A 25,847-nucleotide genomic window follows, 5' to 3' on the forward strand; every position below is an offset into this window, starting at 1 on the left:
ATGACTCCTGTTGTTGTCAGAGGGATTTGCGCAGGCTGACCGGCGGGATGTTGAGGGACTCGCGGTACTTGGCGATCGTGCGCCTCGCCACGACGATTCCCTGTTGGCCGAGAATTTCGGCGATCTTGGCGTCGGACAGCGGCTTCTTGCTGTCCTCCGCGTCCACCAGCTGGCGAATCAGCGCACGAATCGCCGTGGAGGAAGCCGCACCGCCGGTGTCGGTCGCGACATGACTGCCGAAAAAATACTTGAGCTCGAAGACTCCGCGCGGCGTCGCCATGTACTTCTGCGTGGTGACGCGCGAGACGGTGGATTCGTGCAGCTCGAGCTGGTCTGCGATCTCCCTTAGGGTGAGTGGCCGCATCGCCACGTCCCCATGATCGAAGAACTGCCGTTGCTGGTCAACGATGGCCTGGGACACGCGCAGGATGGTGTCGAAGCGCTGCTGGACGTTCTTGATCAGCCAGCGCGCCTCCTGCAGCTGCCCGCCGAGGCCGCCGCCCTGTGCGCGGTTCTGCTGCAACAGGCTCGCGTACAGGCGGTTGATGCGCAGGCGGGGCATCGCTTCCTGGTTCAGGCTCACGGTCCATTGGCCGCGCAGCTTGCGCACGACGACGTCGGGCAGCACGTAGCGCGTCTCGGCGGTGGAGTAGCGCGAGCCGGGGTGGGGGTCGAGGCTGCAGATCAGGGCCTGCGCTTCGCGCAGACCCTCGTCGTCACAGCCGGTGAGCTTGCGGATACGGGCGAAGTTGCGCTCCGCGAGCAGTTCGAGGTGGCTGGTCACGATCTCGAGAGCGAGAGGGCGTATCGGGCACTCGGGCAAGGCCTGGAGCTGCAGGGCCAGACATTCCTGCGGGCTGCGCGCGCCGATCCCGGCCGGCTCGAGGCTCTGCACGTGGCGCAGGGCGATGGCGAGCTCGTCGAGATCGACCTCGGCGTCCTGCGGCAACAGCTCGAGGAGATCTTCCAGCGGCTGGTGCAGGTAGCCGTCGTCGTCGAGTGCCTCGATCAGGAAGCGCACCAGCGCGCGGTCGCGGTCGGACAGGGGCGAGAGGGCGACCTGCTGGTCGAGGTGTTCGCGCAGCGACACGCCGGCGGCCTGGATGTCCTGGTAGTCGCCGTCCTCGTCGTCCTCGCTGCGGCTGGACGCGCCCTGACCCACGTTGGACCAGTCGATGCCCTCGTCCTCGCTGCTGCCTTCGCCGCCCTCGTGCGTGATCGACTCGCCCGCCGGTTCGGCGGCGGGTTCCGGCGCGGCTTCGCGCTCGGGCGCGTTGCCCGGCGGCGGCGCGGGGGCGTAGTCGACGCCGCCGTCGCCATCCTCGCGCTCGAGCATGGGATTCTCGAGCAGCACGCGCTCGATCTCCTGGTTCAGCTCGATCGTAGACAGCTGCAGCAGCTTGATCGACTGCTGCAGCTGGGGCGTCAGCGTGAGGTGCTGGGAGAGCTTGAGCTGGAGGCTGGGTTTCATCGCGGTCGGCAGGAGGGCGGGCTCACAGGCGGAAGTGCTCGCCGAGGTAGACCTGGCGCACGCGCTCGTTCTCGATGATCTCGGTAGGCTCTCCGCTCGCCAGCACGCGACCTTCGCTGATGATGTAGGCGCGGTCGCAGATGCCCAAGGTCTCGCGCACGTTGTGGTCGGTGATCAGCACGCCGATACCGCGCTCCTTGAGGAAGCGGATGATCTTCTGGATGTCGATGACCGCGATCGGATCGACCCCGGCGAAGGGCTCGTCGAGCAGGATCAGGCGCGGGTCGGTGGCGAGCGCGCGGGCGATCTCGCAGCGCCGGCGCTCCCCACCCGAGAGCGAGATCGCGGTGTTGTCGCGCAGGTGATGGATGCCCAGTTCCATCAGCAGTTCCTCGAGCCGCTCCTCGATCTGGCGGCGTTCGAGCCCCTGGAGTTCGAGCACGGCGCGGATATTCTCGGCCACGCTGAGCTTGCGGAACACGCTCATCTCCTGCGGCAGGTAGGACAGGCCCAAACGCGCGCGGGCGTGGATCGGCAGGTGGGTGAGGTCGGTGCCGTCGAGGGCGATCTGGCCGCCGTCGGCGCGCACCAGACCCACAATCATGTAGAAGCAGGTGGTCTTGCCGGCGCCGTTGGGACCGAGCAGGCCGACGACCTCGCCCGAGCCGACCTCGAAGCCGACGTCATGCACCACGGTGCGCGCCTTGTAGCGCTTTTGCAGGCCGGCGACCTTAAGCAGACTCATCGTAGGGCTCTTTCAGCAGCTTGCGGATCAGCTCGGGGGCGAAGCCCCGGGTTTGCAGGAAGCGCGCCTGGCGCGCCCATTCGCGTGCGTCGGCGGGTGGGGTGGCGAAGCGGCCGTGCAGCACCGCGCGCGCCCGCTCGATCTCGGATTCTACGCACTCGTCGGCGAGCGCCTCGTCGATCCGGTCACGGTCGATGCCTCGCCGCACGAGCTCGTTGCGCAATCGTGCGGTGCCGAAGCGCGCCGCCTTGCCGCGCACGAAGGCCTCGGCGTAGCGCTCGTCGGACTGCAGGCCGAGCTCGCGCATGCGCTCGAGCACCGCTTCGATCTCGGCCGGCTCGCCATGGGGTGCGAGCTTGCGCGCAAGTTCGGCGCGCGAGTGGTCGCGCCGGGCGAGATGGCGGAGCGCACGTTCGCGCAGGCTCGGCTCGCCCATGTCGGTGCCGACGGGGTCAGGCCTCGGCCGGCGCCGGGGCGGACGCGGCGGCGGGCGGCAGCTCGGGCAGGCCGACCGCGACCCGCACCTTGTTCTCGATCTCGCGGGCCAGCACCGGGTTGGCGCGCAGGAACTCGCGCGAGTTGTCCTTGCCCTGGCCGATCTTGTCGCCCTTGTAGGCGTACCAGGCGCCCGACTTGTCGACGATCTTGTGCTCGACGCCGAGGTCGATGATCTCGCCTTCGCGCGAGATGCCCTCGCCGTAAAGGATGTCGAAGTGGGCTTCCTTGAACGGTGGCGAGACCTTGTTCTTGACCACCTTGACGCGGGTCTCGGAGCCGACCACCTCGTCACCCTTCTTGATCGTGCCGGTGCGGCGGATGTCCATGCGCACCGAGGCGTAGAACTTGAGCGCGTTGCCGCCGGTGGTGGTCTCCGGGCTGCCGAACATCACGCCGATCTTCATGCGGATCTGGTTGATGAAGATCACCAGGGTATTGGTGCGCTTGATGTTGGCGGTGAGCTTGCGCAGTGCCTGCGACATCAGGCGGGCCTGCAGGCCGGGGAGCTGGTCGCCCATCTCGCCCTCGATCTCGGCCTTGGGGGTGAGCGCGGCGACCGAGTCGATGACCACGATGTCCACGCCGCCCGAGCGCACCAGCATGTCGGCGATCTCGAGCGCCTGTTCGCCGGTGTCGGGCTGCGAGATCAGCAGATCCTCGATGTCGACGCCGAGTTTTTCCGCGTAGCCGACGTCGAGCGCGTGCTCGGCGTCGATGAAGGCCGCGGTGCCGCCGAGCTTCTGCATCTCGGCGATGACCTGCAGGGTGAGCGTGGTCTTGCCGGAGGATTCGGGGCCGTAGATCTCGACCACCCGACCGCGCGGCAGACCGCCGAGCCCGAGCGCGATGTCGAGTCCGAGCGAGCCGGTGGAGACGGTCTGGATGTCGCGCTCGATGCTGCCGTCGCCCATGCGCATGATCGAACCCTTGCCGAACTGCTTTTCGATCTGCGACAGCGCCGCGGAGAGGGCTTTGGCCTTGTTTTCGTCCATGGAAGTGCGTCCTGTTTGATTGCCTGATTATGGCACAAAGATTGCAGACATGCGGGGTGCAGGCCTGATGCCGTAAGTGTAGAGCCTGTATGCAATTACAGCAAACATGTCATGCGGATTTCCGGCGCGGGGCTGCGTCCGGCGAAGTGGCGAGGGTGGCGGTTCGGATTTCCCGGCCCCGTGCGCCCTGCGCCCCTCAGACGCAGCGTTCGAGTACGCCTTGCAGGGCGAGGATCACCGTCTGCCGGCGCACCGCGGCGCGGTCGCCGTCGAGATGGACGGTGACGACCCCGGTGGGGCCGTCGCGCCGTGCCCAAGCGAGGCAGACCGTGCCGACCGGCTTGGCGGGGCTGCCTCCACCCGGTCCCGCGACCCCGGACACGGCCACCGCGAGGTCGGCGCGGCTGCGGTCGAGCGCGCCCGCGGCCATTTCGCTCACGGTGGCTTCGCTGACCGCGCCGTGCGTCTCCAGCGTCGCGGCGCGCACGCCGAGCATGTCAGCCTTGGCGTCGTTCGAGTAGGTCACGAAGCCGCGGTCGAACCAGCCCGAGCTGCCGGCGATCGCGGTGACGGCCTCGGCGATCCAGCCGCCGGTGCAGGACTCCGCGGTGGCCAGCCACAGCCTGCGGTTGGCGAGGGCTTCGCCCACCCTGCGCGCGAGGGCGTCGAGTTCGTGATCGGTCATGGTCTCAGCTCCCCAGCAGGTGGACCAGCACCGCGAGCGCCAGCAGGGTGTAGCCGGCGGCGACGAGGTCGTCGAACATGACCCCGAAGCCGCCCTTGAAGCTGCGGTCGGCCCAGCGCACCGGAGGCGGTTTGACGATGTCGAAGAAGCGGAACAGTGCGACCGCGATCGCCTGCCACAGCAGCCCGGCGGGGGTGAACAGCAGCACCAGCCAGATCGCCACCATCTCGTCCCAGACGATGCCGCCGTGGTCTGGCACCCCCAGCGCTTGCCCGGTGCGCTCGGCGGCGAGCACGCCGGCGAGGAAGAAGCTGGCGAGCAGTGCGAGGAAGACGAACTCCGACACCGGGGTGCGGATCAGTGGGTAGATCGCCCACCCGAGCAGGGTACCGACCGTGCCCGGCGCCCACGGCGACAGCCCGGCGCCGAAGCCCAGCGAGATGAAGTGGGCGGGGTGGCTCATCAGCAGGCGGGCGGTGGGGCGCATGGTCGTTTCGAGAGGTGGGCCGGATCGGGCCTCAGGCGAAGTGATCGTAGCCGCATGCGGCCGGGGCCGCCAGGCCGCCGTCGGCCTCGCGCAGCAGCAGGCGCTCGCGTGCGGGGGTGAATTCGCCGATGCGATGCAGGGGGAGGTCGAGTCGGGCCGACAAGGCATCGATCTCGGCACGGTGTCGGGGCGCGGCCGCGAACAGCAGCTCGTAGTCGTCTCCGCCCGCGAGCAGGCAGCGCCGGCACAGCGCGGGATCGGCGCCGCTGGCGGCGAGCGCGGCGAGCGGCAGCGCCGCGACCTCGACGATGGCGCCCGTGCCCGAGCATTCGAGGAGGTGTCGCAGATCGCCGAGCAGGCCGTCGGAGACGTCCAGCATCGCGCTCGCCAGGCTGCGCAGCGCGAGCCCGAGCGCTACGCGCGGCTGCGGCCGTTGCAGGGCGTCGACGAATTCGGCGTGGTGGATGGCGTCCAGGCCGGTTTCGCCGCGCAGCGCCGCGAGCCCGAGCGCGGCGCGGCCGGGCTGGCCCGAGATCCACAAGTCGTCGCCCGCACGCGCTCCGCCACGGGTGATCGCGGCGCCGGCCGGGACCTCGCCGACGATGGTCACTGAAAGCGTCAGCGGTCCGCGCGTGGTGTCGCCGCCGGCGAGGTCGATCGCAAAGGCGTCGGCGCAGGCGAAGAAGCCGCGCGCGAAGGCAGCGATCCAGGCCTCGTCCGCCTGCGGCAGCGCGAGCGCGAGGAAGGCCCAGCGCGGCTCGGCGCCCATGGCGGCGAGGTCGGAGACGTTGACCGCGAGCGTCTTCCAGCCTAGCCCTTCCGGGTTGGTGTCGGCGAAGAAGTGGGTGCCGGCCACCAGCATGTCGGTGGACACCGCCAGCCGCATGCCGGGGCGCGGCGCGAGCAGGGCGGCGTCGTCGCCCACGGCGAGCTCGGTGTGGCGCGCGGGGCGGGTGAAGTGGCGCCGGATCAGGTCGAATTCGGAGGGCATGGCGGCAAACGTCGGGCAGCGGACCGCGAGCTTACCGCGGATGCGGACGGACGCGCTGCGGTCGATGCGCGGCGGTGGCCGGAGGGGCCGGTTCGCGGCTTGCGCCGCTCCTGCAGGGGGTCAGCCGTGGCGGCCGAGCAGCTTCGCCTTGAGGGCGTCCCAGTCCACCGCGTCGAGCGTGTTCTTGACCAGCAGGCCGAGATCGGTGTCGCCTTCCATGCGCAGGCGGCGGCTGAAGAAAAGGGTGTCGGGGTCTTCCTCGCGCAGTGCCAGCGCCATGAAGTCGCGCGTGGTGGCGGAGAGGATCAGGTCCGGTCTGGCGCCCGCGGCCGGGGTGGCACGGCGGAAGCCGCGCTCGCCGAGGGTGAAGTCGAGCGTCAGCCCGGCGTCGAGCACACGCATCTGCAGGTGGCGGCCGCTCAGCGGTTCGAGGGTGTCGCGCGGCAGGATGCGGTCGAGCGCGAGGTTGAGCGCGAGCGTGAGCACGTGGGTCGGCGGCTGCTGGGGCAGGCGCGACACCAGCTTCGCCACCGGGGCGGGCACGGTGAAGTCGGGGATGCGCAGGGTGGCGAGGCGTTCGCCGATGCGCTGGCGCAGGCTGCCGGGCAGCAAGTGCGAAGGCAGCGGCGGGCGGGGCAGGGCAGGCAGTGCGGGCATGTGCGGACTCCGGGTTTGCAGCAGGTCGGAAAGGGGTCAGGCGGCGACGTACTGTTCGACGCCGGCGCGGCCGTGCCAGAAGCCGTTGCAGGGCTCCTCGACCATCCACTCGCGGCTGGCGGCGAGCGCGTCCGCCGGACCGCGCTGCTCGTCGAGCGCGGCGCGGAAGAGTTCGACGATCTGGCGAGTGTGCGCCCCTTGCGGGCTGATGCGCAGCACCTCGGCGCTGGCGCGCACGGCGGGCAGGTCGCCGAGCAGGTTGTGCACCCGTGCAGACTGGGTCTGCACGCCGTTGAGCGTCAGGAAGGGCGCGCCCTCGCGGGTGCGCAGCGTGATCCCGTCCATGATCGACAGGCAGCGGAACTCGCAGGTGTCCTTTTGCAGGTTGAAGTGGCGGGCGGTGAAGCAGCGCGCCGAGTGCGCCAGTGGCAGGCGGCCGTAGGCGAAGACTTCGGTCTCGATCGGCCTGGCGAGCGCGGCGCGCACCTCGGCGAGCGCCGCGCCCGACATCTCGGGGGCGACCGCCCAGCGCGTCGCGCCCGAGTCGATCATGAGCTGCAGCGTCGTGGGGTTGAAGATGTTCAGCGTGGGGCCGGCGATCCAGTTGTCCACGCCGGCCTCGACGAGCAGGCGCACCGCGCCCATGTCGTTGGCCTCGACGCGGAAGTCGTGCTGCCGGACGATGCGGCGCAGGGTCTTGAGGTCGGACTCGGATTCGATCAGGGCCTGCGAGCTGATCACCACCTCCTTGCCGGCGGCGGCGAGAACCTTGCCGACCTCCAGCCAGTCGTCCAGGCGCAGTTCGTGGCGGCGCGAGCACACCGTCTCGCCGAGATAGACGCTGTCGAGCGGGGCTTCGGCCAGGTCGGCGTAGAAGTCGAGCACGCTCTGGTGGGGCCAGTAGTAGAGCAGGGGGCCGAGGGCGAGTTTCATCGGGCGGTTCTCATTCGGATGGGGGGCTCGACGCCGCGGGCGGGCGCGCTGCGGGCGCCTGCTCCGCGCGGCGGCGATCGGATCGGGTCGGGACGGCGCGGGCGGTCGGCGCGAGGCTCACTTCCACGGGCGGTAGTAGGCGCCGAGGGTGTGGCTCTGGCCTTCGGAGACCTTGTTGAGTTCGGCCATCCACGCCGGCAGCACGCTGAAACCTGCGGCGCCGCCGCTGTTCAACTTGTCGAGCGCGGCACGCCACACCTTGGTGACCTGGGCGACGTAGGCCGGGCTGCGCTGGCGACCCTCGATCTTGATCGCGCGGATGCCGATGCGCGCGAGTTCGGGCAGCAACTCGAGCGTGTTGAGGCTGGTGGGCTCCTCGAGGGCGTAGTAGGTCTCGTCGTTGACCTCGAAGCGACCCTTGCACAGGGTGGGATAGCCGGCACGCTCGCCTTCGGAGAAGCGGTCGATGAGGATGCCGTTGAGCCGCGTCTCCATGCCGCGCGGGGTGTCTTCCCAGCGCACGTGCTTGCCCGGCGAGCAGGCGCCGTTGCAGTTGGGCGACTCGCCGGTGGCGTAGGCCGACAGTGCGCAGCGGCCCTCGACCATCACGCACAGGCCGCCGAAGCCGAACACCTCGATCTCGACTTGGGTGTTGGCGACCACGCTCTCGACCTGGGCCATCGACAGCACGCGCGGCAGCACCGCGCGCTGGATGCCGAAGCGTTCGCGGTACCAGTTGATCGCCTCGTAGCTGGTCGCCGAGCCCTGCACCGACAGGTGCAGGCGCAGCTGCGGGTGGGTCTTTGCGGCGTAGGCCATGAGCCCGGGATCGGCGAGGATCACCGCGTCAACGCCGTAGTCGGCGGCGCGGTCGATCGCCTGTGTCCAGGACGACCAGTTGTCGGTCTGGGGATAGGTGTTGAGCGCCAGCAGCACCTTGCGCTTGCGTGCGTGCGCATAGGCGACACCCTCGCGCACCTGCGCCGGATCGAAGTTGAGCCCGGAAAAGTTGCGTGCGTTGGTGGCGTCCTTGAAACCGAGATAGACGCAGTCGGCGCCGTGATCGATGGCCGTCTTGAGGGCCGGGAGGCTGCCCGCGGGGCAGACGAGTTCGATCGGGGAAGACACGGACATGGAGCGGGGTTTCCAGAGGAAAAAAACGCCGCAACCATAAACGAGACCGGCGACCGACGCGTTGATCACCATCAAACGCGTCGGCCGCCGGTGCGGGCTGCACGCACCCGGGCGGGCGCGGGACGGTCAGCGATGCGTGTGGTGGGTGCCCGCCGCCGCATGGTGGCCGCCGATGTGCGGGCGGTGGTGCGGCTGCCGGCCGATCAGTCCACCCGCCAGCATGCCGAGCGCGCTCGCCGCCACGCCGTAGAGCTGGGGCTCGATGTCGCCTTCGGGGACGAAGAGCTCGAAGAGGATCCAGGTCGACAGGCCGAGGATGATCGCCAGCGCGGCGCCGAGGTTGTTGGCGCGCTTCCAGAACAGGCCGGCGGCGAGCGGCACGAAGGCGCCGGCCAGGGTGACGCGGTAGGCGTTCTCGACCATCTCGTGGATCGAGGATTCGGTGCTGGTGGCGTACCAGGTGACGAAGGCGGTGAACAGCACCACGGTGATGCGCGTGCTGAGCAGGAAGGCGCGGTCGCCCATGCCCGGGAAGAAGCCGCGCAGCACGTTCTCGGAGAAGGTCACCGAGGGGGCGAGCAGGGTGCCGGAGGCGGTCGACATGATGACCGACAGCAGCGCGCCGAAGAAGATCACCTGGGCGTAGAAGGGCATGTACTGCAGGATCAGCGTCGGCAGGATGAGCTGCGAGTCCTGCTCCATCAGGCGCTCGACCATGCCGGGATCGATGATGTTGGCGGTGTAGGCGAGGAAGAGCGGCACCGCGGCGAAGAAGAAGTAGCTCACCCCGCCGAGCGTCGTGCCCCAGATCGCGACGCGCTCGTTCCTGGAGGAATTCACGCGCTGGAACACGTCCTGCTGCGGGATAGAGCCGAGTGCCATGGTGGCGAACGCGGCGATCCAGGCGACGATCTCGACCGCGTCCAGCGCGGGCAGGAACTCGAACTTGCCTTCGGCCGCGGCCTTGGCGATCACGTTGTCGAAGCCGCCCGCCATGTCGCCGGCGATCCAGCTCACCCAGACCAGGCCGATCACGATCACGATCATCTGCACGAAGGTGGTCATCGCCACCGACCACATGCCACCGAACAGGGTATAGACGAGGACGACGCCGGCGCCGATCAGCATGCCCTGGTTCATCGTGACCGCGTCGCCCGAGAGCACGTTGAACACCAGCCCGAGCGCGGTGACCTGCGCCGCCACCCAGCCCAGGTAGGAGAGCACGATGCAGATCGACAGCACGAGTTCGGTCGTGCGGTTGTAGCGCACGCGGAAGAAATCACCCAGCGTGAGCAGGTTCATGCGGTACAACGGGCGGGCGAAGACGAGGCCGAACAGCACCAGGCAGGCCGAGGCGCCGAGCGGGTCGGAGATCAGGCCGTGGAAGCCTTCCTCGAGGAAGGTGGCGGAGATGCCGAGCACGGTCTCGGCGCCGAACCAGGTGGCGAACACCATCGCCAGCACGACGATCATCGGCAGGTTGCGCCCTGCGGTGATGTAGTCACGCGCATTGTGCACCCGGGTGGCGGCATACAGGCCGATGCCGATGGAGACGACCAGGTAGGCGACGACAAGCCAGAGCAGCATGGTTGGGCCTTTCGTGTTGGCGCATCCGCGCGCGGTGAGCGAAAAAAGAGGGCGCGAGTGTACCAACAGAACGCCGCCGCGGGGGGCGGGATGCGCGCGCCAAGGGCTTGATCGTTCGCGCTTTATTGCATGGGCGCAACGTCGGCGTTGAATGCCGCGGCGCGCGTCAGCCGAACAGGCGGTAGAGCTCCAGGCCGAGCAGGCCCATGGCGATGGCGCCGATGAAGAGCAGCAGGCGGCCCTGGGTGCGTTGCCCGGCGGCGAGCTCTTCGAGGCGCTGCTGCTGGGCGCTCTGGTGACGGGCCGATTCGGTGAGCGCCTGGTGCACCAGGCGCGGCAGCTGCGGCAGGGTGCCGGCCCAGGCCGGCGCCTCTTCCTTGACCCCGCGCACCAGCGCGCGCACGCCCATGCGCTCGTCCATCCAGCGCTCGAGGAAGGGCTTGGCGGTCTTCCACAGATCGAGCTCGGGGTCGAGCTGGCGGCCCAGACCCTCGATGTTGAGCAGGGTCTTCTGCAGCAGCACGAGCTGCGGCTGCACCTCCATCTCGAAGCGGCGCGCGGTCTGGAACAGGCGCAGCAGGGTCTTGCCGAAGGAGATGTCCTTCAAGGGCTTGTCGAAGATCGGTTCGCACACGGTGCGGATCGCCGCCTCGAACTCGTCCACCCGCGTCTTTGCCGGCACCCAGCCGGCCTCGATGTGGGCGAGCGCCACGCGCCGGTAGTCGCGCTTGAAGAAGGCGAGGAAGTTGGTCGCGAGGTAGTTCTTGTCCACCTCGTTGAGCGTGCCCATGATGCCGAAGTCGAGCGCGATGTAGCGCCCGTCCTGATGCACGAAGATGTTGCCCGGGTGCATGTCGGCGTGGAAGAAGCCGTCGCGGAAGACCTGGGTGAAGAAGATCTCCACGCCGGCACGGGAGAGTGCTTTCAAATCGGTGCCCTGGGCGAGCAGCGCCGGCGTCTGCGAGATCGGCACGCCGCGCATGCGCTCCATCACCATGACCTTGCTGCCGCACCAGTCCCAATACACCTCGGGCACGATCAGCAGCGAGGAGTCGGTGAAGTTGCGCCGCAGCTGCGAGCAGTTGGCCGCCTCGCGCATCAGGTCGAGCTCGTCGTGCAGGTACTTGCTGAACTCTGCGACCACCTCGCGTGGCTTGAGGCGGCGGCCTTCGGGCCAGATCTTCTCCAGCAGCACCGCGGCGACTTCGAGCAGGGCGAGGTCGTGCTCGATGACGCGCTCGATGCCCGGGCGCAGCACCTTGACCGCGACGTCGGTGCCGTCGGGCAGGCGCGCGAAATGCACTTGCGCCACCGAGGCCGAGGCCACCGGCGTGCGCTCGAAGTCGTCGAAGACCTCGTCGATCGGACGACCGTAGAAGCCTTCCAGCACTTCGAGCGCCTGCTCGGTCGGGAAGGGCGGGACGCGGTCCTGCAGCAGGGCGAGCTCGTCGGCGAGGTCGGGCGGCAACAGGTCGCGCCGGGTCGACAGCATCTGGCCGAACTTGACGAAGATCGGCCCGAGCGACTCCAGCGCCTGGCGCAGGCGCGCGCCGCGCGACTCGGAAAAGGTGCGCCAGAAGAAGACCTTGTGCCACACGTGCGCCAGCCGGCCACTGCTGTCGGCGTCGAGCACCATGCGGTCGAGGCCGAAGCGCAGGCTGACGGAGACGATCTTGGCGAGGCGGAAGAGGCGCACGTTAACAGGCCGGGCAGACGCAAACCGCGGACTTTAGCCCGAAAGCGCCTGCGGGGGAACGGGCGGGAGCGCACCGCAGCGCAACCTGCGCTCACATCCTCGCCGGGGCGGACCGTGCCGATCCGCTATAATCGCGCGTTTCGAATTCATTCCGAGTGCCATGAGCGCCGATCCCAAAGTCCTGCTGACCGACCTGCTCCAGACCGCGCTGAAGAGCGTCGCGCCGGATCTCGCCGCCACCCCCATCCTGCTGGAGCGCCCGAAGCAGGCGAGCCACGGCGACTTCGCCACCAACCTCGCGCTGCAGCTCGCCAAGCCGCTCAAGCGCAACCCGCGCGAGCTCGCCGGCCTGCTGCTCGCCGAGCTGCCGCCCTCGAAGCTGGTCGCCAGGGCCGAGGTCGCCGGCGCCGGCTTCATCAACTTCACGCTCGCCTCCGACGCCAAGACCGCGGTGGTGCGCGAGGTGCTGGCCAGGGGCGCGGATTTCGGCCGCGGGGCAGGCAAGGGCATCAAGGTGCAGGTGGAGTTCGTCTCCGCCAACCCCACCGGCCCGCTCCACGTCGGCCACGGTCGCGGCGCCGCCTATGGCGCCTCGCTCTCGGACGTGCTCGCCTTCGCCGGCTACGAGGTCAGCCGCGAGTACTACGTGAACGACGCTGGCCGCCAGATGGACATCCTGGCGCTGTCGACCTGGCTGCGCTACCTCGCCTTCTTCGGCATCGAGATTCCCTTCCCGCCCAACGCCTACCAGGGCGACTACGTGGTCGACATGGGTCGCGAGATGCGCGACGCCCATCAGGACCGCTTCGCCAAGGTCACCGCCATGCAGATCCTGGCCGGGACGCCCGGCCTGCCGCCTTCCGATCGCAAGGACGACGAGGCCAAGCAACAGCGCGAGGAACACCTCGACGCGCTGATCGCCAACGCCAAGAAGCTGCTCGGCGAGGACTACCCTTGGGTGCACGGCTTCGCGCTCAACGAGCAGCTCGGCGATGGTCGCGAGGACCTGCAGGAGTTCGGCGTGCGCTTCGACAAGTGGTTCTCGGAGCAGAGCCTGTTCGACACCGGCCTGGTCGAGCGCGCGGTGACCCAGCTCGAGAAGGCCGGTTACATCTATCTCCAGGACGGCGCGAAGTGGTTCCGCTCCACCGCCTTCGGCGACGAGAAGGACCGCGTCGTGCAGCGCGAGAACGGCCTCTTCACCTACTTCGCCTCCGACATCGCCTACCACCTCAACAAGTACGAGCGCGGCTTCGACCGCATGATCGACATCTGGGGCGCCGACCACCACGGCTACATCCCGCGCGTGAAGGGCGCGATCGCCGCGCTCGGGCTCGATCCGGCCCGACTGGACGTTGCCTTGGTGCAGTTCGCGGTGCTCTACCGCGACGGCCAGAAGACCTCGATGTCCACCCGCTCGGGCGAGTTCGTCACCCTGCGCGAGCTGCGCCGCGAGGTGGGCAACGATGCCTGCCGCTTCTTCTACGTGCTGCGCAAGTCCGACCAGCACCTCGACTTCGACCTCGACCTCGCCAAGAGCCAGAGCAACGAGAATCCGGTGTATTACGTCCAGTACGCCCACGCCCGCGTGTGCTCGGTGCTCGACCAGTGGGGCGGCGAGGCCGCGGAGCTGGCCGGTGCCGACCTCGGCCTGCTGCAGAACGAGCGCGAGCTCGCGCTGTGCGCGCGTCTGGCGAGCTTCGCCGAGCTGGTGCAGGACGCCGCCGCCGGCTACGCGCCGCACCAGATCGCGTTCTACCTCAAGGATCTCGCTGCCGACTTCCATAGCTGGTACAACGCCGAGCGCATGCTGGTCGAGGACGAGGCGCTCAAGCTCGCCCGCCTCGCGCTCGCCGCGGCGGTGCGCCAGGTGCTGGTCACCGGCCTGAAGATGCTGGGCGTGTCCGCGCCCGAGTCGATGTGATGCAGGGGGGGCAATCGTGAGTCGAGATCGCGGCCCGGTCCGCAAGCCGGCGCGCGCACCGGCCAAGAGCGCCGGCGGAACGCTGATCGGCATCTTCATCGGCCTCGTCTTCGGTGCGCTGATCGCGGCTGGCGCGGCGTGGTACTTCACCCGCAGCAATCCCTTCCAGGCTGCGCCGGTGGCGCCGCGCGTGCAGGCGCCGGCGGAGCAGGGGCCGGCGGCGCTGCCCGGCAAGCCGGGCGACCGCCCGGTGGCCAAGCAGGATTTCGAGTTCTACCGCATCCTGCCGCAGGGCGACAACGTGCCTTCGTCGGCGGCGCAGGTCGTGCCGGTGCCCGCGCCCCAGGTGCAGGCGCCGCCCCCGCCCGTGCCCGCGCAGCAGGCCCCCGCGCCGGTGTTCGAGGCCTCGCCGCAGCCCGCGGCGGTGACGCCGCCCGCGCCCCAGCGCAACGAGCGCATCTACCTGCAGGTGGGCTCGTTCGAGAACCCGTCCGAAGCGGACAACCTCAAGGCGCGGCTGGCGCTCTCGGGCATCCAGGCGAGCGCGCAGCGCACCCAGCTGCCCGACGGGCGCATCGTGCACCGCGTGCGCGTCGGTCCCTTCGCCAAGCCCGAGGACATGAACCCGATGCGGGCCCGCCTCTCCGATGCGGGTTTCAATGCCTCGGTGAGCCGCAACCAGTGAGCCTGGACACGCTACGGATTGAACGTCCGTGCGCCGTCCGCGTCTCACCCAGCCTCAGTCAAAGGAGTTCCGCATGAATCGTCGTGATGCCCTCAAGCTGGCCGGCCTGGCCCTCGCCCTTCCCGCCGCCTCGGTCGTGCAGGCGAACGAGCCCTTCCAGATCATCGAGCCGGCACAGAAGGCGGACGATCCCTCGAAGATCGAGGTGCTCGAGTTCTTCCACTACGGCTGCCCGCACTGTCGCGACTTTCATCCGCTGATCACCGCGTGGAAGAAGAAGCTGCCGGCCGACGTCGCCTTCCGCGCGGTGCCGGCGGTGTGGAACAACGCCCAGCTGAGCGGTCTCGCCCGGCTGTTCTACGCCGCGCAGATCACCGGCGATCTCGCCGCGCTCGAGCCGGCGATCTTCGCCGCGGTGCAGGACGACAAGCGTCCGCTGTTCAACGAGCAGCAGGTTTCCGAGTGGGTCGCCGGCAAGGTGGGCGATGCGGCGAAGTTCGTCGAGACCTACAAGTCTTTCGGCGTGGGTTCGATGGTGCAGCGCGCCGACCAGCTCGCGCGCGCGCTGAAGATCCAGGGCGTGCCGTCCATGGTGGTCGGCGGACGCTACCTGACCTCGGCCTCGCTCACCGGCAGCCACGAGAATACGCTCAAGGTCGCCGACGAGTTGATCGCCCGCGTACGCAAGGAGCGCGGCTGAAGATGAGCGATCGTGGCGCCAGCGCCGTGCCGCAGGCGGTCGAGGCCGCCGAGCGCCGCCGCATTCAGCGCTTCCTGGCCCAGCGCCGTGGCCAGCCTTGGTTCTGGGTGATGATCGGCGACGAGCGCATTGAGCTGCGCGACATCTCGGTCGATGGTTTCGCCATCGCCGCCGAAACGCCTCCGGCGGGCGGCGAGCCTTTCGACTTCGTGCTGCAGCGCGAGGGCGTTCCCGACCACATCCGCGGTCGGGCGCAGGCGGTGAATTTCATCGCTGCGAGCGGGCAGGCGGGCTGCCGCTTCCGCGCGCTCGAGGGCGATGGCGCCGAGCGCTTGCGCGACTGGCTGATCGCATTGGTGATCATGAACGCGAGCGTGCGCATCAGCGAGAAGGACGCGGCGGCAATCGTCGAGGGGCCGTCGCTGATCTGAAACTTCCTGACGTGCCCGGCAGTCGTGGGGGACGGACGTCGCTCTGGAGGTAGCGACGTCCGTCCCCCACGGTCTTTCAGGCGCGCGTGGGCTGCTGCCGTCGCGCGCGGCGAGTCTGCGCGAACCAGACGAAGCCCAGCAGCGCGAGCGCGGGCACGAACATCCATTCCCTCGACGGACGGTCGACGGACGGTACCTCGATGCGGGCGATCTTGTACCCCTGCTCCAGCCCCAGCTTCTCGCTCTGGCTCCCGAAGCGCACCGCGGCGACCTGGACTTCATCTCCAAGGCTCATCAAGGTCAGCCCGACCCTGCCCAGGCGCTCCCTGGCGCTGGGCGCAGTGTCGCCGAGCGGAAGCAGCATGCCTTTCGAGACTTCCTCGCCCTCGAGCGAAATCCCCTCCACCCAGATGCGCAGGTTGTCGTTGCGTGGAGCCTCCTCGACCAGGCGGGTCAGCTCCGAGGCCGGCAGCTCCTGATAGGGTGGGTACAGCATGTCCATCCAGAAGCCCGGGCGGAACAGCGTGAAGGTCACCAGCAACAGCAGGATCGACTCGTGCACGCGGTTGCGGGTGATGAACCAGCCCTGGGTGGCCGCCGCGAACATCAGGTTCGCCACGATCGCACTCGATACCGTCAGGGCGAACAGCCACACCGAATCGACGCCGATCATCAGCAACTGGGTGTTGAAGATGAACATGAAGGGCAGGATCGCCGTCCGCATCGAGTACAGGAAGGCCTGCACGCCCGCAGCGATCGGGTCGCAGCGTGCGATCCCCGCGGCGGCGTAGGAGGCGAGGCCGACCGGTGGGGTGACGTCGGCCATCAGGCCGAAGTAGAAGACGAACATATGCACCGCGATCAGCGGGACGAGCAGGCCGCTTTGCGCGCCGACCTCGACCACGACCGGCGCCATCAGGGTCGACACCACGATGTAGTTCGCCGTGGTGGGCAGGCCCATGCCGAGGATCAGGCAGATGACCGCGACCATGACCAGCATCACCATCAGATTGCCGCCAGACACCGCCTCGACGAACTCGGTGAGCACCAGGCCGACACCGGTCAGCGTGACGGTGCCGACGATGATGCCGGCGGTCGCGGTCGCGATGCCGATGCCGATCATGTTGCGCGCCCCGGTGACCAGGCCGGTGTGGAGGTCGGCGAAGCCCTGCCGGGTTGCCTCACCCACGTTGCCGGTGTTGCGGAAGATCGCCTTGAGCGGGCGCTGCGTGACCAGGATGAAGATCATGAACAGGGTCGCCCAGAACGCCGACAGCGCAGGCGAGAGCTCCTCCACCATCAGGTTCCAGATCAGCGCGACCACCGGCAGCAGGTAGTACAGGCCCGTCTTCAGCGTCGGGCCGGTCTCCGGCAGCTCGGTCAGGGGGCTGCTGGGGTCGTCCATGTGCAGCTCGGGGTGCCGCGTCGCGTACCACAGCAGGCCGATGTAGCAGCCGAACATGAGCACCGCGACGATGATCGCCGAGGCGTCGCCTGCCAGCGCCTTGATCCAGCCCATGCCGTAATAGACCGCCCCGGCAAGGACGATCAGGCCCGACACGGTGAGGCCGAAGGACAGCAGGCGATGTCCGGCGGATTTCGTCACCCGGCGCGGCAGCCCGCGGATGTCGGCCTTGAGCGCCTCGAGGTGCACCACGTAGAAGAGCGCGATGTAGGAGATCAGCGCCGGCAGGAAGGCATGCTTGATGACCTCGGTGTAGGGAATGCCCACGTACTCGACCATCAGGAAGGCCGCAGCGCCCATGACCGGCGGCATGATCTGGCCATCGACCGAGGCCGCGGCCTCGACCGCCGCCGCCTTCTTGGGCGCATACCCCACGCGTTTCATCAGCGGGATCGTGAAGGTGCCGGTGGTGACGACGTTGGCGATCGAGGAGCCGGAGATCAATCCCGTGCTCGCGGAAGCCACCACGGCGGCCTTGGCCGGGCCGCCGCGCAGATGCCCGAGCAGCGAGATCGCCGACTTGATGAAGTAGTTGCCGGCGCCCGCGGTCTCGAGCAGGGAGCCGAACAGCACAAAAAGGAAGATGAAGCTGGTCGATACCCCGAGGGCCACCCCGAACACGCCCTCGGTGGTCAGCCACAGGTGGCTCATCCCCTTCGCCAGCGAGGCGCCGCGGTGGGCGATCATCTCCGGCATGTAGGGGCCCAGAAAGACGTAGCCGATGAACACCACCGACAGCACGACCATGGGCAGGCCGAGTGCGCGGCGTGCGGCTTCGAGCAGCAGGATCAGGCCGCACACGGCGACCGCGAGGTCCGTCGTGGTCGGCAGGCCGGGGCGGGCGGCCAGTTCCCTGTAGAAGAGGAACAGGTAGCCCATGCAGAACGCCCCAACCGCTGCAAGTACCCAGTCCCCGAGCGGGATCCGGTCGCGTGGAGAGCGCTTCAGTGCCGGGTAGGCGAGAAAGGCGAGAAACACGGCCAGTGCGAGGTGGATCGAGCGCGCCTCGGTGTCGTTGAAGACGAACATGCCGAGCGAGAACGGCAGCGGCGAGGCGATCCAGAGCTGCATCAGGGACCATGCCAGTGCGACCAGCACGATGAGGCGCGCCGGCCATCCGGTCGGCTTGCGCCCACCCGTGTCGGCCTCGGCGACGATCTGGCGGAGTTGTTCGTCGGTGAGCTCGAAACCGTGTTCTTGTTTTTCCGGGCTGGCCATGGCCTACCTCGTCGTGAAAGTCCGCATTCGACGGACGATGGAAAGAAAACGGCGAGGGCCTCGGGACCGCCGCCGTTCTCGTGACATCGGGCTTGCTCGCCAGGGATGTGGCAAGCGGTGGACTTACATCCAGCCCTTTTCCTTGTAGTACTTCACCGCGCCCTCGTGCAGCGGGGCCGACATGCCGTTCTTGATCATGTCCTGCGGCTGCAGGTTGGCGAAGGCCGGGTGCAGCTTCTTGAAGTCCTCGAAGTTCTCGAACACCGCCTTGACCATGATGTAGACCGACTCCACCGGCACCTTGGCCGAGGTCACGATGCTCGCCACCACGCCGAAGGTCTTGGTCGCATCCGGGTTGTTGGCATACATGCCGCCCGGGATGGTGACCGGAGCGAAGTAGGGGTACTGGGCGAGGATCTTGTCCACGCCCGCGCCGGTGATCGGCACCAGCTTGGCGCCGCAGGTGGTGGTCGGATCCTGGATGTTGGCCGCCGGGTGGCCGACCACGAAGGCGAAGCCGTCGATCTTGTTGTCGCATAGCGCGGCGCCGTGCTCGTCGGGCTTGAGCTCGGAGGCGAGCGAGAAGTCGGCGAAGCTCATGCCCATCGCCGGCAGAAGCACCTCGAGGGTCGCGCGCTGGCCCGAACCCGGGTTGCCGATGTTGAAGCGCTTGCCCTTGAAGTCCTCCATCTTGCCGATGTTGGCTTCCTTGCGCGCCAGCACGGTCAGCGGCTCGCCATGCAGCGAGAACACCGAGCGCAGGTCTGCGAAGGCGCCGCCGTCCTTGAACTGGACCTCGCCCTTGAGCGCGTTGTACTGGATGTCCGACTGCGAGACGCCGAAGTCGAGTTCGCCGGCCTTGATGGTATTCACGTTGTACACCGAACCGCCGGTGCTTTCGACCGAGCAGCGCACGCCGTGCTGGGCGCGGTCCTTGTTGATCAGGCGGCAAATCGCGCCGCCCGCGGCGTAATAGACGCCCGTCACACCCCCGGTACCGATCGTGATGAACTTCTGCTGGGCGTGCGCGGGGGCGGCGCCGAGCGAGCCGGCGATTGCGAAGGCGGCAGCCAGGGCAGTCAGTCTTTTCATGTGAGCTTTCTCCGTGAAGGTGGAACGCCGGCTGGCCGAAGGGGCGCCGACAGGGAGGACACGTGCTGCGGATCGGGGCGGGAGCCGGGTGGCCGCGAAAGCGGCCACGAGCGCCCACCAAGGATGGCCAAGCTTGGCACAAAACGATTCCTGCCTGCACTCGGGATTTCCCGAGGTGCGCGGCTTGCGCATGAATTCCCCGCAGGGTGCGAGGACGGGAGGGTGTGGCGCGATAAGATGCGGCTCCGCACGTTTCATCCGAGCATCGACCATGCATTCCAAGGCTTCACAGGACGGGTGCCCGACCTGGATCGACGCTGCCGGGCGGCTGCATTCGCCCGCCGGCGCGGACGCGCGCATCGTCTCCCTGGTGCCCTCCCTGACCGAACTGGTGTTCGACCTCGGCCTGGGCGAGCGCCTCGTCGGGCGCACCGGCTTCTGCGTACACCCGCGCGAGGCCTTGCGCGCCGTTCCCAAGGTCGGCGGGACGAAGGACGTCAATCTCGCGCGCATCCGCGAGCTCGCGCCCACGCATGTTCTCGTCAACATGGACGAGAACCGCCGCGAGACCGTCGACGCGCTCGCCGCCTTCGTGCCCCACATCGTCGTCACTCATCCCAACACGCCGCAGGACAACCTCGTCCTCTTCGCGCTGCTCGGCGGCGTCTTCGGCGCTGAAGGAGCCGCCGCCCGGCTCGCCCACGAACTGCGCGCAGTGCTCGACGAGGCCGCGGCGTTGCGCGCGGCGCTCGCCGACGAGCGCGTGCTCTACCTGATCTGGCGCGAGCCCTGGATGACGGTCGCGCGCGACACCTACATCGCCGCCACGCTCGCCGAGGTCGGCTGGAGCACCCTGCCAGCGGTGGAAGGTGGCGAGACCGGAGCGGCGCGCTATCCCGCCTTCGACTGGAATGCGCCCTGGCTCGCCGGAGTCGAGCGCGTGCTGCTGTCCACCGAGCCCTACCGCTTCCGCGCGGCGCATCTCGCCGAGGTCGCGCGCCTGGCTGCGCGCCCGGCGCTGCTGGTCGATGGCGAGATGGTGTCGTGGTACGGTAGCCGTGCCGCGCGCGGCCTGCGCTGGCTGATGGCGCTGCGGCGCGGGCTGGCGTGAGCCGGGGGCTCAGGCCGGCGTTGCGCGCGGCTGTGCGAGCGTGTGCTGCACTCGTTCCGGGGTGAGGATGGCGAAGCGCTCGCGTACGAGGCGGTGGCGCGCCAGGCGCAACAGGGCTTTGTCGCGGGTGATCAGCGTCGCCATGCCGGCGGCGCCGGCGATTTCGAGGAACTTCTGGTCGTCGGGGTCGCGACAGCTGGGGAGCGTGCCGGCGTCGGCATCGTCCGCCAGCACTGCGATGCGGTCGATGTAGCGTGCGCGCAGGCCATCCTGGCGGCCCGGGTCGAGACCGAACTGCGCATAGGCGAGCACGCGGCGCAACTCTTCCAGCGCATCTGCACGCGAGACCAGGCGGCACGATCCTGCGTCGATCCACGCGCGTAATGCCTCGAGCGCGGGGTCGCGGAACATCCACAGCGCGAGCACCGTGTTGGTGTCGAGCACGAGGGTGGGCGGCAGGGGGGCTTGCGAGGAGGGTTCGGTCACGTTCGCAGTGGGTGAGCCGGGTCGCCGGCGCGGCGATGCAGCGTGGTGAACGAAAAACGGGGAGGGCTTCCCCTCCCCGTACTCGTCGCGACAAGGCTCAGGCGGCGGCCTTGGCGTCGATGCGGATCTTGACGAAGCTGCCCGGGGCGTCTTCGAGGACCTCGAGCTTGCCGTTCACCGGATCGCGCGCCTCGGTCTGCTCGCTGTCGTGTGCGGTGACCCAGGCCTGCCAGTCGGTCCACCACGAGCCCGGGTGCTGCTGCGCGCCTTCCAGCCAGGCGTCGGCGGTCTCGGCGAGCTTCGCGCTCGGGTTGAGCCAGTAGCCGTACTTGTTGGCGGCGGGCGGGTTCACGATGCCGGCGATATGGCCGGAGCCGCCGAGCACGAAGCGGGTCGGGCCGCCGAAGCGACGGGCGCCCATGTAGGTGCTCTTCCACGGCGCGATGTGATCCTCGATCGTGGAAATGAAGTAGCACGGCACCTTGATCTTGCCGAGGTCGATCGGGGTGCCGTCGATCTCGATGCCGCCCGGCTCGATCAGGCGGTTTTCCATGTACATCGTGCGCAGGTAGAAGCTGTGCATGGCCGCCGGCATGCGGGTCGAGTCCGAGTTCCAGTACAGCAGGTCGAACGGGAACGGATCCTTGCCGAGCAGGTAGTTGTTGACCACGAAGGACCAGATGAGGTCGTTGGCGCGCAGCATGTTGAAGGTGCCGGCCATCTCCGAGCCTTCCAGGTAGCCGCGCTCGAACATCTTCTTCTCGAGGCTGGACACCTGGCCTTCGTCGATGAACACGCCGAGTTCGCCCGGATCGGTGAAGTCGGTCATGGTGGTGAAGAAGGTCGCCGAGAGGATGCGCTTCTGGCGCTTGGCGGCGAGGTAGGCGAGCGTGGTCGCCAGCAGGGTCCCACCCAGGCAATAGCCCGCGGCATTCACTTCCTTCTCGCCGGTCTGGCGCTCGATCGCGTCGAGGGCGGCGATGACGCCTTCCTTGACGTAGGCGTCGAAGCTCTTCTGCGCCAGGCGCTCGTCGGGGTTGACCCAGGAGATCACGAACACGGTGTGGCCCTGGTCCACTGCCCACTTGATGTAGGAGTTCTTCTCGCGCAGGTCGAGGATGTAGAACTTGTTGATCCAGGGCGGCACGATCAGCAGCGGCTTCTTGAGGACCTTTTCGGTGCTCGGGGTGTACTGCAGCAGCTGCATCATCTCGGTCTGGAAAACGACCTTGCCCGGCGTGGTGGCGACGTTCTTGCCCAGCTCGAAGGCCGAGGTGTCGGTCATCTTGACGCGCAGGTTGCCGCCGCCGTCCTCGACGTCGCGCAGCAGGTTGTTGAGGCCCTTGAGCAGGTTCTGGCCGTGGCTCTTGACCGTCTCGCGGAAGACCTCGGGGTTGGTCATCGCGAAGTTCGACGGCGACAGCGCGTCGATATACTGGCGGGTGTAGAAGGTGACCTTCTTCTGCGTCTGCTCGTCGAGGCCGTCGACGCCGCTGACGGTGTCGTGGATGTGGCGCGCGGCGATCAGGTAGGACTGCTTGATGAAGTCGAACAGGAAGTGCTGCTCCCACTCCTCGTCCTTGAAGCGCTTGTCGCTCTTCTCGGGGGCGGCGACGGGCGAGGCGCTCAGGCCGGCGACACGCATCATCGAGTGCTGCCACAGCGAGAAGTAGTCCCACACCAGATTCATCTGCGCCTGGGCGAGCTTGTACGGGTTGGCCAGCAGCTTGGCCATCATGTCCATGAAGGCCTGGGCGATGCCGAGCTCGTCGGCGGGGGTGCTCACGCCCTTCTTGAGTTGGCGGTGCACGTGGTCGCTGATCAGGTGCGAGGCGCGGCGGGCGACTTCGGCATAGGTCTTGGCGACTTCCTGCGGGTCGGGCAGGTCGCAGGCGGGGGTCTCGTTGCTGGGTGCGGCCATCTTGTTCGGGCTCCTGTTTTTGCGGCGGGGCGGTCTGTTGCGGACAATGTTACGGACAATGGGTGAAACGGATCAGGCCGTCCGCATCGACGCGTCTCGAGAGCTCTCCCCTCTTCTCGAGATGGTTGAGGTGAGCGATCGCTTCCCCCATGGCGAACATGACCTGATGGGTATCGAGCTCGCGCGGAAACAGCGTCGGCAGCAATGCTGCGGCGCTTTGCGGCATGGCACAAGCCGCCACAAGCACCTCGCAACGTTCGCGATGATGCTCGACGAGCTGCTCCACGCGTGCCCGGATACCCTTGAAAGGTTTGCCATGTGATGGTAGCACGAGCGTGTCGTCGGGCAAGGTGCAGAATTCTCGCAATGAGTGGAGAAACCATCCCAGGGCGTCGCCATGCGGCGTTGCAGCATAAACGCTGACGTTGGTGGAGATGCGCGGCAGCAACATGTCGCCCGCGATCAACACGCCGAGCTCCGCGCAGTACAGGCTGGCGTGCTCGGGTGCGTGGCCGAAGCCGACGATGACGCGCCAGGTATGGGCGCCGATGCGCAACTCGTCGCCGGCAAACATGCGCTCGTAGCGGCCGGGCACCTGCGGCGCACCGATGCGGTAGGCGTTGCCGCGGGTCAGCAGGGCGTCGCGGCGCATCTCGTCGAGGCCGTGGCGGCGGAACTGCTCGACCATGTCGGTGGCGCAATAGCCCGGCAGCTGGTGCCACACTGCCTGGGCGGCGAAGAACTCGCCCTGGGTCATGTGGATCGCCGCGTCGTCGCGCGCGGCCAGCCAGGTGGCGAGGCCGATGTGGTCGGGGTGGTGGTGGGTCACCACGACGCGGCGCAGTGGCCGGCCGTCCGCGGCGAGCACGGCGTCCCACGCCTCGCGCGTCTCGTCGCGGGCGAAGCCGCAGTCCACCACCGCGAGCGTCTCGCCTTCGTCGAGCAGCCACAGGTTGATGTGGTCGAGCGCGAAGGGCAGGCGCATGCGCACCCAGCGCAGGCCGGGGGCGATCTCGATCGAGTGACCGGGCGAGGGCAGGCTGTCGAAGGGGTATTCGAGGACCGTGGGGTCGGGGGGGCTCATGGGGTCTCCTCTACGGGGGGGCGGGCACGTTCAGCGTGCGGACCGGCGTGCGCGGGCGGCGCTCACGCCGTCGGGCCGTTCCGGAATGGGATCGATTACGTTAACGTTAACGTATTGGCTGGCATAATTACACACTCGACGGAGACACGAAGATGCGCCCCGAATTGCCCCAGTTCCAGCCCCGCGACCCCGGCTACGCCGAGCGCGTGCGCGCCAGCTTCGCCCTGCAGCAGGCAATGCGCCTGATCGGCGCCGAGATTCCGGTGGTCGAGCCCGGCTACACCGAGATCCACCTGCCCTTCAAGGCGGAGATCTCCCAGCAGCACGGCTTCGTCCACGGCGGGGTGGTCGGGATGATCGCCGACTCGGCCGCGGGCTACGCGGCCAACACCCTGACCCCGGCCGACACCAGCGTGCTCACCGTCGAGTACAAGCTCAATCTCGTCGCCCCCGCCGACGGCGAGCGCCTGGTGGCGCGCGGCGAGGTGGTCAAGCCGGGGCGCACGCTGATCATCACCAAGGCCGAGGTCTTCGCCATCCGCGACGGCAAGTGGACCTTGTGTGCGCTGATGCAGCAGACGATCATGGCCATGCACGGCAAGAAGGAGCGCGCCGCCTGAAGGCTTGCTCTTCCCCCTCCCCCGAGAGATCCGTCCCCGAACCTTCCCGGAGTCCTGCCATGCCCACCCGTCTTTGCGCCCTCGGCGCCAACGACACCGTCGAGCTCGAGCACGTGCGCGGCTTCTTCCGCCAGTACGCCGCCTGGCTCGGCGTGGACCTGAGCTTCCAGGGGTTCGCCGACGAGATCGCCAACCTGCCGGGGGCCTACGGCGCCGCCGACGGCCGCCTGTTCTACGCCGAGGTCGATGGCAAGCCGGCCGGCTGCGTGGGCATCCGCCGCTTCTCCGAGGGCGTGTGCGAGATGAAGCGGCTCTACGTCGATCCGGCCTTCCGTGGTGGCGGCGTGGGGCGCAAGCTCGCGCTCGCCGCCATCAAGGCGGCGCGTCTGTTCGGCTACCGCCGCATCCTGCTCGACACCATCCCGTCGATGCGGATCGCGGTCAAGCTCTACCGCGAGCTCGGCTTCAAGGAAGTGCCCGCCTGCTACCCCTCGCCGATCGAGGGTGCGATCTTCCTGACCCTGGACCTGGAGAACTGGTCGGAGGACGACGTCAGCAACGAGAACCTCTTCCACCTCTTCGACTACAACCAGGCGTGGTCGCGCCAGATGCAGCAGCTCGACCCCGGCTTCTTCGGCAAGCTGGCGCAGCTTCAGGCCCCGGAGTACCTCTGGATCGGCTGTTCCGACTCGCGCGTGCCGGCCAACCAGATCGTCGGCCTGCTGCCGGGCGAGGTCTTCGTCCACCGCAACATCGCCAACGTGATCGTGCACACCGACCTCAACGCGCTGGCGGTGATCCAGTACGCGGTCGATGTACTGCAGGTGAAGCACATCATGGTCGTTGGCCACTACGGCTGCGGCGGCGTCAAGGCCGCGCTCGAACGTGCGCGCGTCGGCCTCGTCGATCTTTGGCTGCGCCACGTGCAGGACGTCCATGTGCGCCATCTGAAGGCCGTCGATGGCCTGGCGCCCGAACTGCGCCACGATCGCCTGTGCGAGCTCAACGTCATCGAGCAGGTGGCCAACGTGGCGCAGACCGTGGTCGTGCAGGACGCCTGGCGGCGCGGCCAGCGCCTCACCGTGCATGGCTGGATCTACGGCCTGCAGGACGGTCTGATCCGCGACCTCGGGATGAACCTCAGCCGTTCCGACGATCTCATGCCGCGCTACGTCGCGGCGCTGGAGGCGCTCGGCAACTGAGCGCCGCGCAAATCGAATCGATCAACACCCAT

Annotated in this window: 24 protein-coding genes; 7 read left to right on the top strand and 17 right to left on the bottom strand. The window is 68.3% G+C overall.

From position 1 onward, the window contains the following. Window positions 1-16: 16 nt before the first annotated feature. The 12 genes from TMZ1T_RS03445 to ubiB form a co-directional block, all read right to left on the bottom strand. The gene (locus tag TMZ1T_RS03445; protein ID WP_004306755.1) at window positions 17-1,471 is read right to left on the bottom strand and encodes an RNA polymerase factor sigma-54; all 1,455 of its coding nucleotides are present in this window, start codon (window positions 1,469-1,471) and stop codon (window positions 17-19) included. Window positions 1,472-1,493: 22 nt separating this feature from the next. After that, window positions 1,494-2,216 (bottom strand): LPS export ABC transporter ATP-binding protein, encoded by a 723-nt coding sequence (gene lptB / locus TMZ1T_RS03450; protein WP_004306760.1) that lies wholly within the window; start codon window positions 2,214-2,216, stop codon window positions 1,494-1,496. Continuing rightward, on the bottom strand, window positions 2,203-2,652 hold the full coding sequence (gene recX, locus TMZ1T_RS03455) for a recombination regulator RecX (RefSeq protein WP_004306763.1): 450 nt from the start codon (window positions 2,650-2,652) through the stop codon (window positions 2,203-2,205). The genes lptB and recX overlap by 14 nt, the downstream gene beginning before the upstream one ends. Before the next feature lie 16 nt (window positions 2,653-2,668). After that, window positions 2,669-3,706 carry a recombinase RecA gene (gene recA / locus TMZ1T_RS03460; RefSeq protein WP_004306766.1) on the bottom strand — a complete coding sequence of 346 codons (1,038 nt, stop codon included), beginning with the start codon at window positions 3,704-3,706 and terminating at the stop codon, window positions 2,669-2,671. A gap of 196 nt (window positions 3,707-3,902) precedes the next feature. Beyond that, entirely contained in the window at window positions 3,903-4,391 is a 489-nt protein-coding gene (pncC, locus tag TMZ1T_RS03465; RefSeq protein WP_012584595.1) for a nicotinamide-nucleotide amidase, read from the bottom strand. 4 nt (window positions 4,392-4,395) lie between these two features. Beyond that, entirely contained in the window at window positions 4,396-4,878 is a 483-nt protein-coding gene (locus TMZ1T_RS03470) for a phosphatidylglycerophosphatase A family protein (RefSeq protein ID WP_004306772.1), read from the bottom strand. A gap of 31 nt (window positions 4,879-4,909) precedes the next feature. After that, entirely contained in the window at window positions 4,910-5,869 is a 960-nt protein-coding gene (thiL, locus tag TMZ1T_RS03475) for a thiamine-phosphate kinase (protein WP_012584596.1), read from the bottom strand. A 120-nt stretch (window positions 5,870-5,989) separates the two neighbouring features. Further along, a complete protein-coding gene (gene ubiT, locus TMZ1T_RS03480; protein WP_004306779.1) occupies window positions 5,990-6,526 on the bottom strand; it encodes a ubiquinone anaerobic biosynthesis accessory factor UbiT in 537 nt (178 codons plus the stop codon). 36 nt (window positions 6,527-6,562) lie between these two features. Continuing rightward, a complete protein-coding gene (locus tag TMZ1T_RS03485) occupies window positions 6,563-7,459 on the bottom strand; it encodes a U32 family peptidase (protein ID WP_004306781.1) in 897 nt (298 codons plus the stop codon). Window positions 7,460-7,576: 117 nt separating this feature from the next. Next, window positions 7,577-8,593, bottom strand: coding sequence for a ubiquinone anaerobic biosynthesis protein UbiU (gene ubiU, locus TMZ1T_RS03490; RefSeq protein WP_012584597.1), 1,017 nt, complete (start codon window positions 8,591-8,593; stop codon window positions 7,577-7,579). Window positions 8,594-8,719: 126 nt separating this feature from the next. Next, a complete protein-coding gene (locus tag TMZ1T_RS03495; protein ID WP_012584598.1) occupies window positions 8,720-10,180 on the bottom strand; it encodes a sodium:solute symporter family protein in 1,461 nt (486 codons plus the stop codon). A gap of 166 nt (window positions 10,181-10,346) precedes the next feature. Continuing rightward, on the bottom strand, window positions 10,347-11,876 hold the full coding sequence (ubiB, locus tag TMZ1T_RS03500) for a ubiquinone biosynthesis regulatory protein kinase UbiB (RefSeq protein WP_012584599.1): 1,530 nt from the start codon (window positions 11,874-11,876) through the stop codon (window positions 10,347-10,349). 160 nt (window positions 11,877-12,036) lie between these two features. Here ubiB and argS point away from each other — a divergent pair, with 160 nt between their 5' ends. From argS to TMZ1T_RS03520, 4 genes are all read left to right on the top strand, one after another. Next, window positions 12,037-13,800 (top strand): arginine--tRNA ligase, encoded by a 1,764-nt coding sequence (argS, locus tag TMZ1T_RS03505; RefSeq protein WP_012584600.1) that lies wholly within the window; start codon window positions 12,037-12,039, stop codon window positions 13,798-13,800. Between the two features lie 16 nt (window positions 13,801-13,816). Continuing rightward, the gene (locus TMZ1T_RS03510; protein ID WP_012584601.1) at window positions 13,817-14,485 is read left to right on the top strand and encodes an SPOR domain-containing protein; all 669 of its coding nucleotides are present in this window, start codon (window positions 13,817-13,819) and stop codon (window positions 14,483-14,485) included. A 73-nt stretch (window positions 14,486-14,558) separates the two neighbouring features. Beyond that, on the top strand, window positions 14,559-15,185 hold the full coding sequence (locus TMZ1T_RS03515) for a thiol:disulfide interchange protein DsbA/DsbL (protein WP_012584602.1): 627 nt from the start codon (window positions 14,559-14,561) through the stop codon (window positions 15,183-15,185). Window positions 15,186-15,187: 2 nt separating this feature from the next. Continuing rightward, window positions 15,188-15,616 (top strand): PilZ domain-containing protein, encoded by a 429-nt coding sequence (locus tag TMZ1T_RS03520; protein WP_004312080.1) that lies wholly within the window; start codon window positions 15,188-15,190, stop codon window positions 15,614-15,616. 76 nt (window positions 15,617-15,692) lie between these two features. Here TMZ1T_RS03520 and TMZ1T_RS03525 read toward each other — a convergent pair whose 3' ends face one another. Next, on the bottom strand, window positions 15,693-18,299 hold the full coding sequence (locus TMZ1T_RS03525) for a TRAP transporter permease (protein WP_004312079.1): 2,607 nt from the start codon (window positions 18,297-18,299) through the stop codon (window positions 15,693-15,695). A gap of 123 nt (window positions 18,300-18,422) precedes the next feature. Beyond that, window positions 18,423-19,391, bottom strand: coding sequence for a TAXI family TRAP transporter solute-binding subunit (locus TMZ1T_RS03530; protein ID WP_004312078.1), 969 nt, complete (start codon window positions 19,389-19,391; stop codon window positions 18,423-18,425). 271 nt (window positions 19,392-19,662) lie between these two features. Here TMZ1T_RS03530 and TMZ1T_RS03535 point away from each other — a divergent pair, with 271 nt between their 5' ends. Beyond that, the gene (locus TMZ1T_RS03535; protein WP_012584603.1) at window positions 19,663-20,502 is read left to right on the top strand and encodes a helical backbone metal receptor; all 840 of its coding nucleotides are present in this window, start codon (window positions 19,663-19,665) and stop codon (window positions 20,500-20,502) included. Window positions 20,503-20,511: 9 nt separating this feature from the next. On the opposite strand, the gene TMZ1T_RS03540 is transcribed toward TMZ1T_RS03535, so the two are convergent. The 3 genes from TMZ1T_RS03540 to TMZ1T_RS03550 all read right to left on the bottom strand — a co-directional run bounded on the left by TMZ1T_RS03540 (window position 20,512) and on the right by TMZ1T_RS03550 (window position 23,993). Beyond that, the gene (locus TMZ1T_RS03540; RefSeq protein WP_004312075.1) at window positions 20,512-20,988 is read right to left on the bottom strand and encodes a PIN domain-containing protein; all 477 of its coding nucleotides are present in this window, start codon (window positions 20,986-20,988) and stop codon (window positions 20,512-20,514) included. 97 nt (window positions 20,989-21,085) lie between these two features. Further along, window positions 21,086-22,909 carry a class I poly(R)-hydroxyalkanoic acid synthase gene (gene phaC / locus TMZ1T_RS03545; protein WP_004312074.1) on the bottom strand — a complete coding sequence of 608 codons (1,824 nt, stop codon included), beginning with the start codon at window positions 22,907-22,909 and terminating at the stop codon, window positions 21,086-21,088. Between the two features lie 49 nt (window positions 22,910-22,958). Next, window positions 22,959-23,993, bottom strand: coding sequence for an MBL fold metallo-hydrolase (locus tag TMZ1T_RS03550; RefSeq protein WP_012584604.1), 1,035 nt, complete (start codon window positions 23,991-23,993; stop codon window positions 22,959-22,961). Between the two features lie 152 nt (window positions 23,994-24,145). Between TMZ1T_RS03550 and TMZ1T_RS03555 the strand changes: the two genes are divergently transcribed. Then, on the top strand, window positions 24,146-24,613 hold the full coding sequence (locus tag TMZ1T_RS03555) for a PaaI family thioesterase (RefSeq protein WP_004312072.1): 468 nt from the start codon (window positions 24,146-24,148) through the stop codon (window positions 24,611-24,613). Window positions 24,614-24,672: 59 nt separating this feature from the next. Continuing rightward, window positions 24,673-25,815: a carbonate dehydratase gene (gene can / locus TMZ1T_RS03560; RefSeq protein WP_004312071.1), complete on the top strand. Its 1,143-nt coding sequence runs from the start codon at window positions 24,673-24,675 to the stop codon at window positions 25,813-25,815. Window positions 25,816-25,847: the final 32 nt, after the last annotated feature.

The sequence above is a fragment of the Thauera aminoaromatica genome, from assembly GCF_000021765.1.
In the GTDB taxonomy this organism is placed as follows: Bacteria; Pseudomonadota; Gammaproteobacteria; order Burkholderiales; family Rhodocyclaceae; genus Thauera; species Thauera aminoaromatica.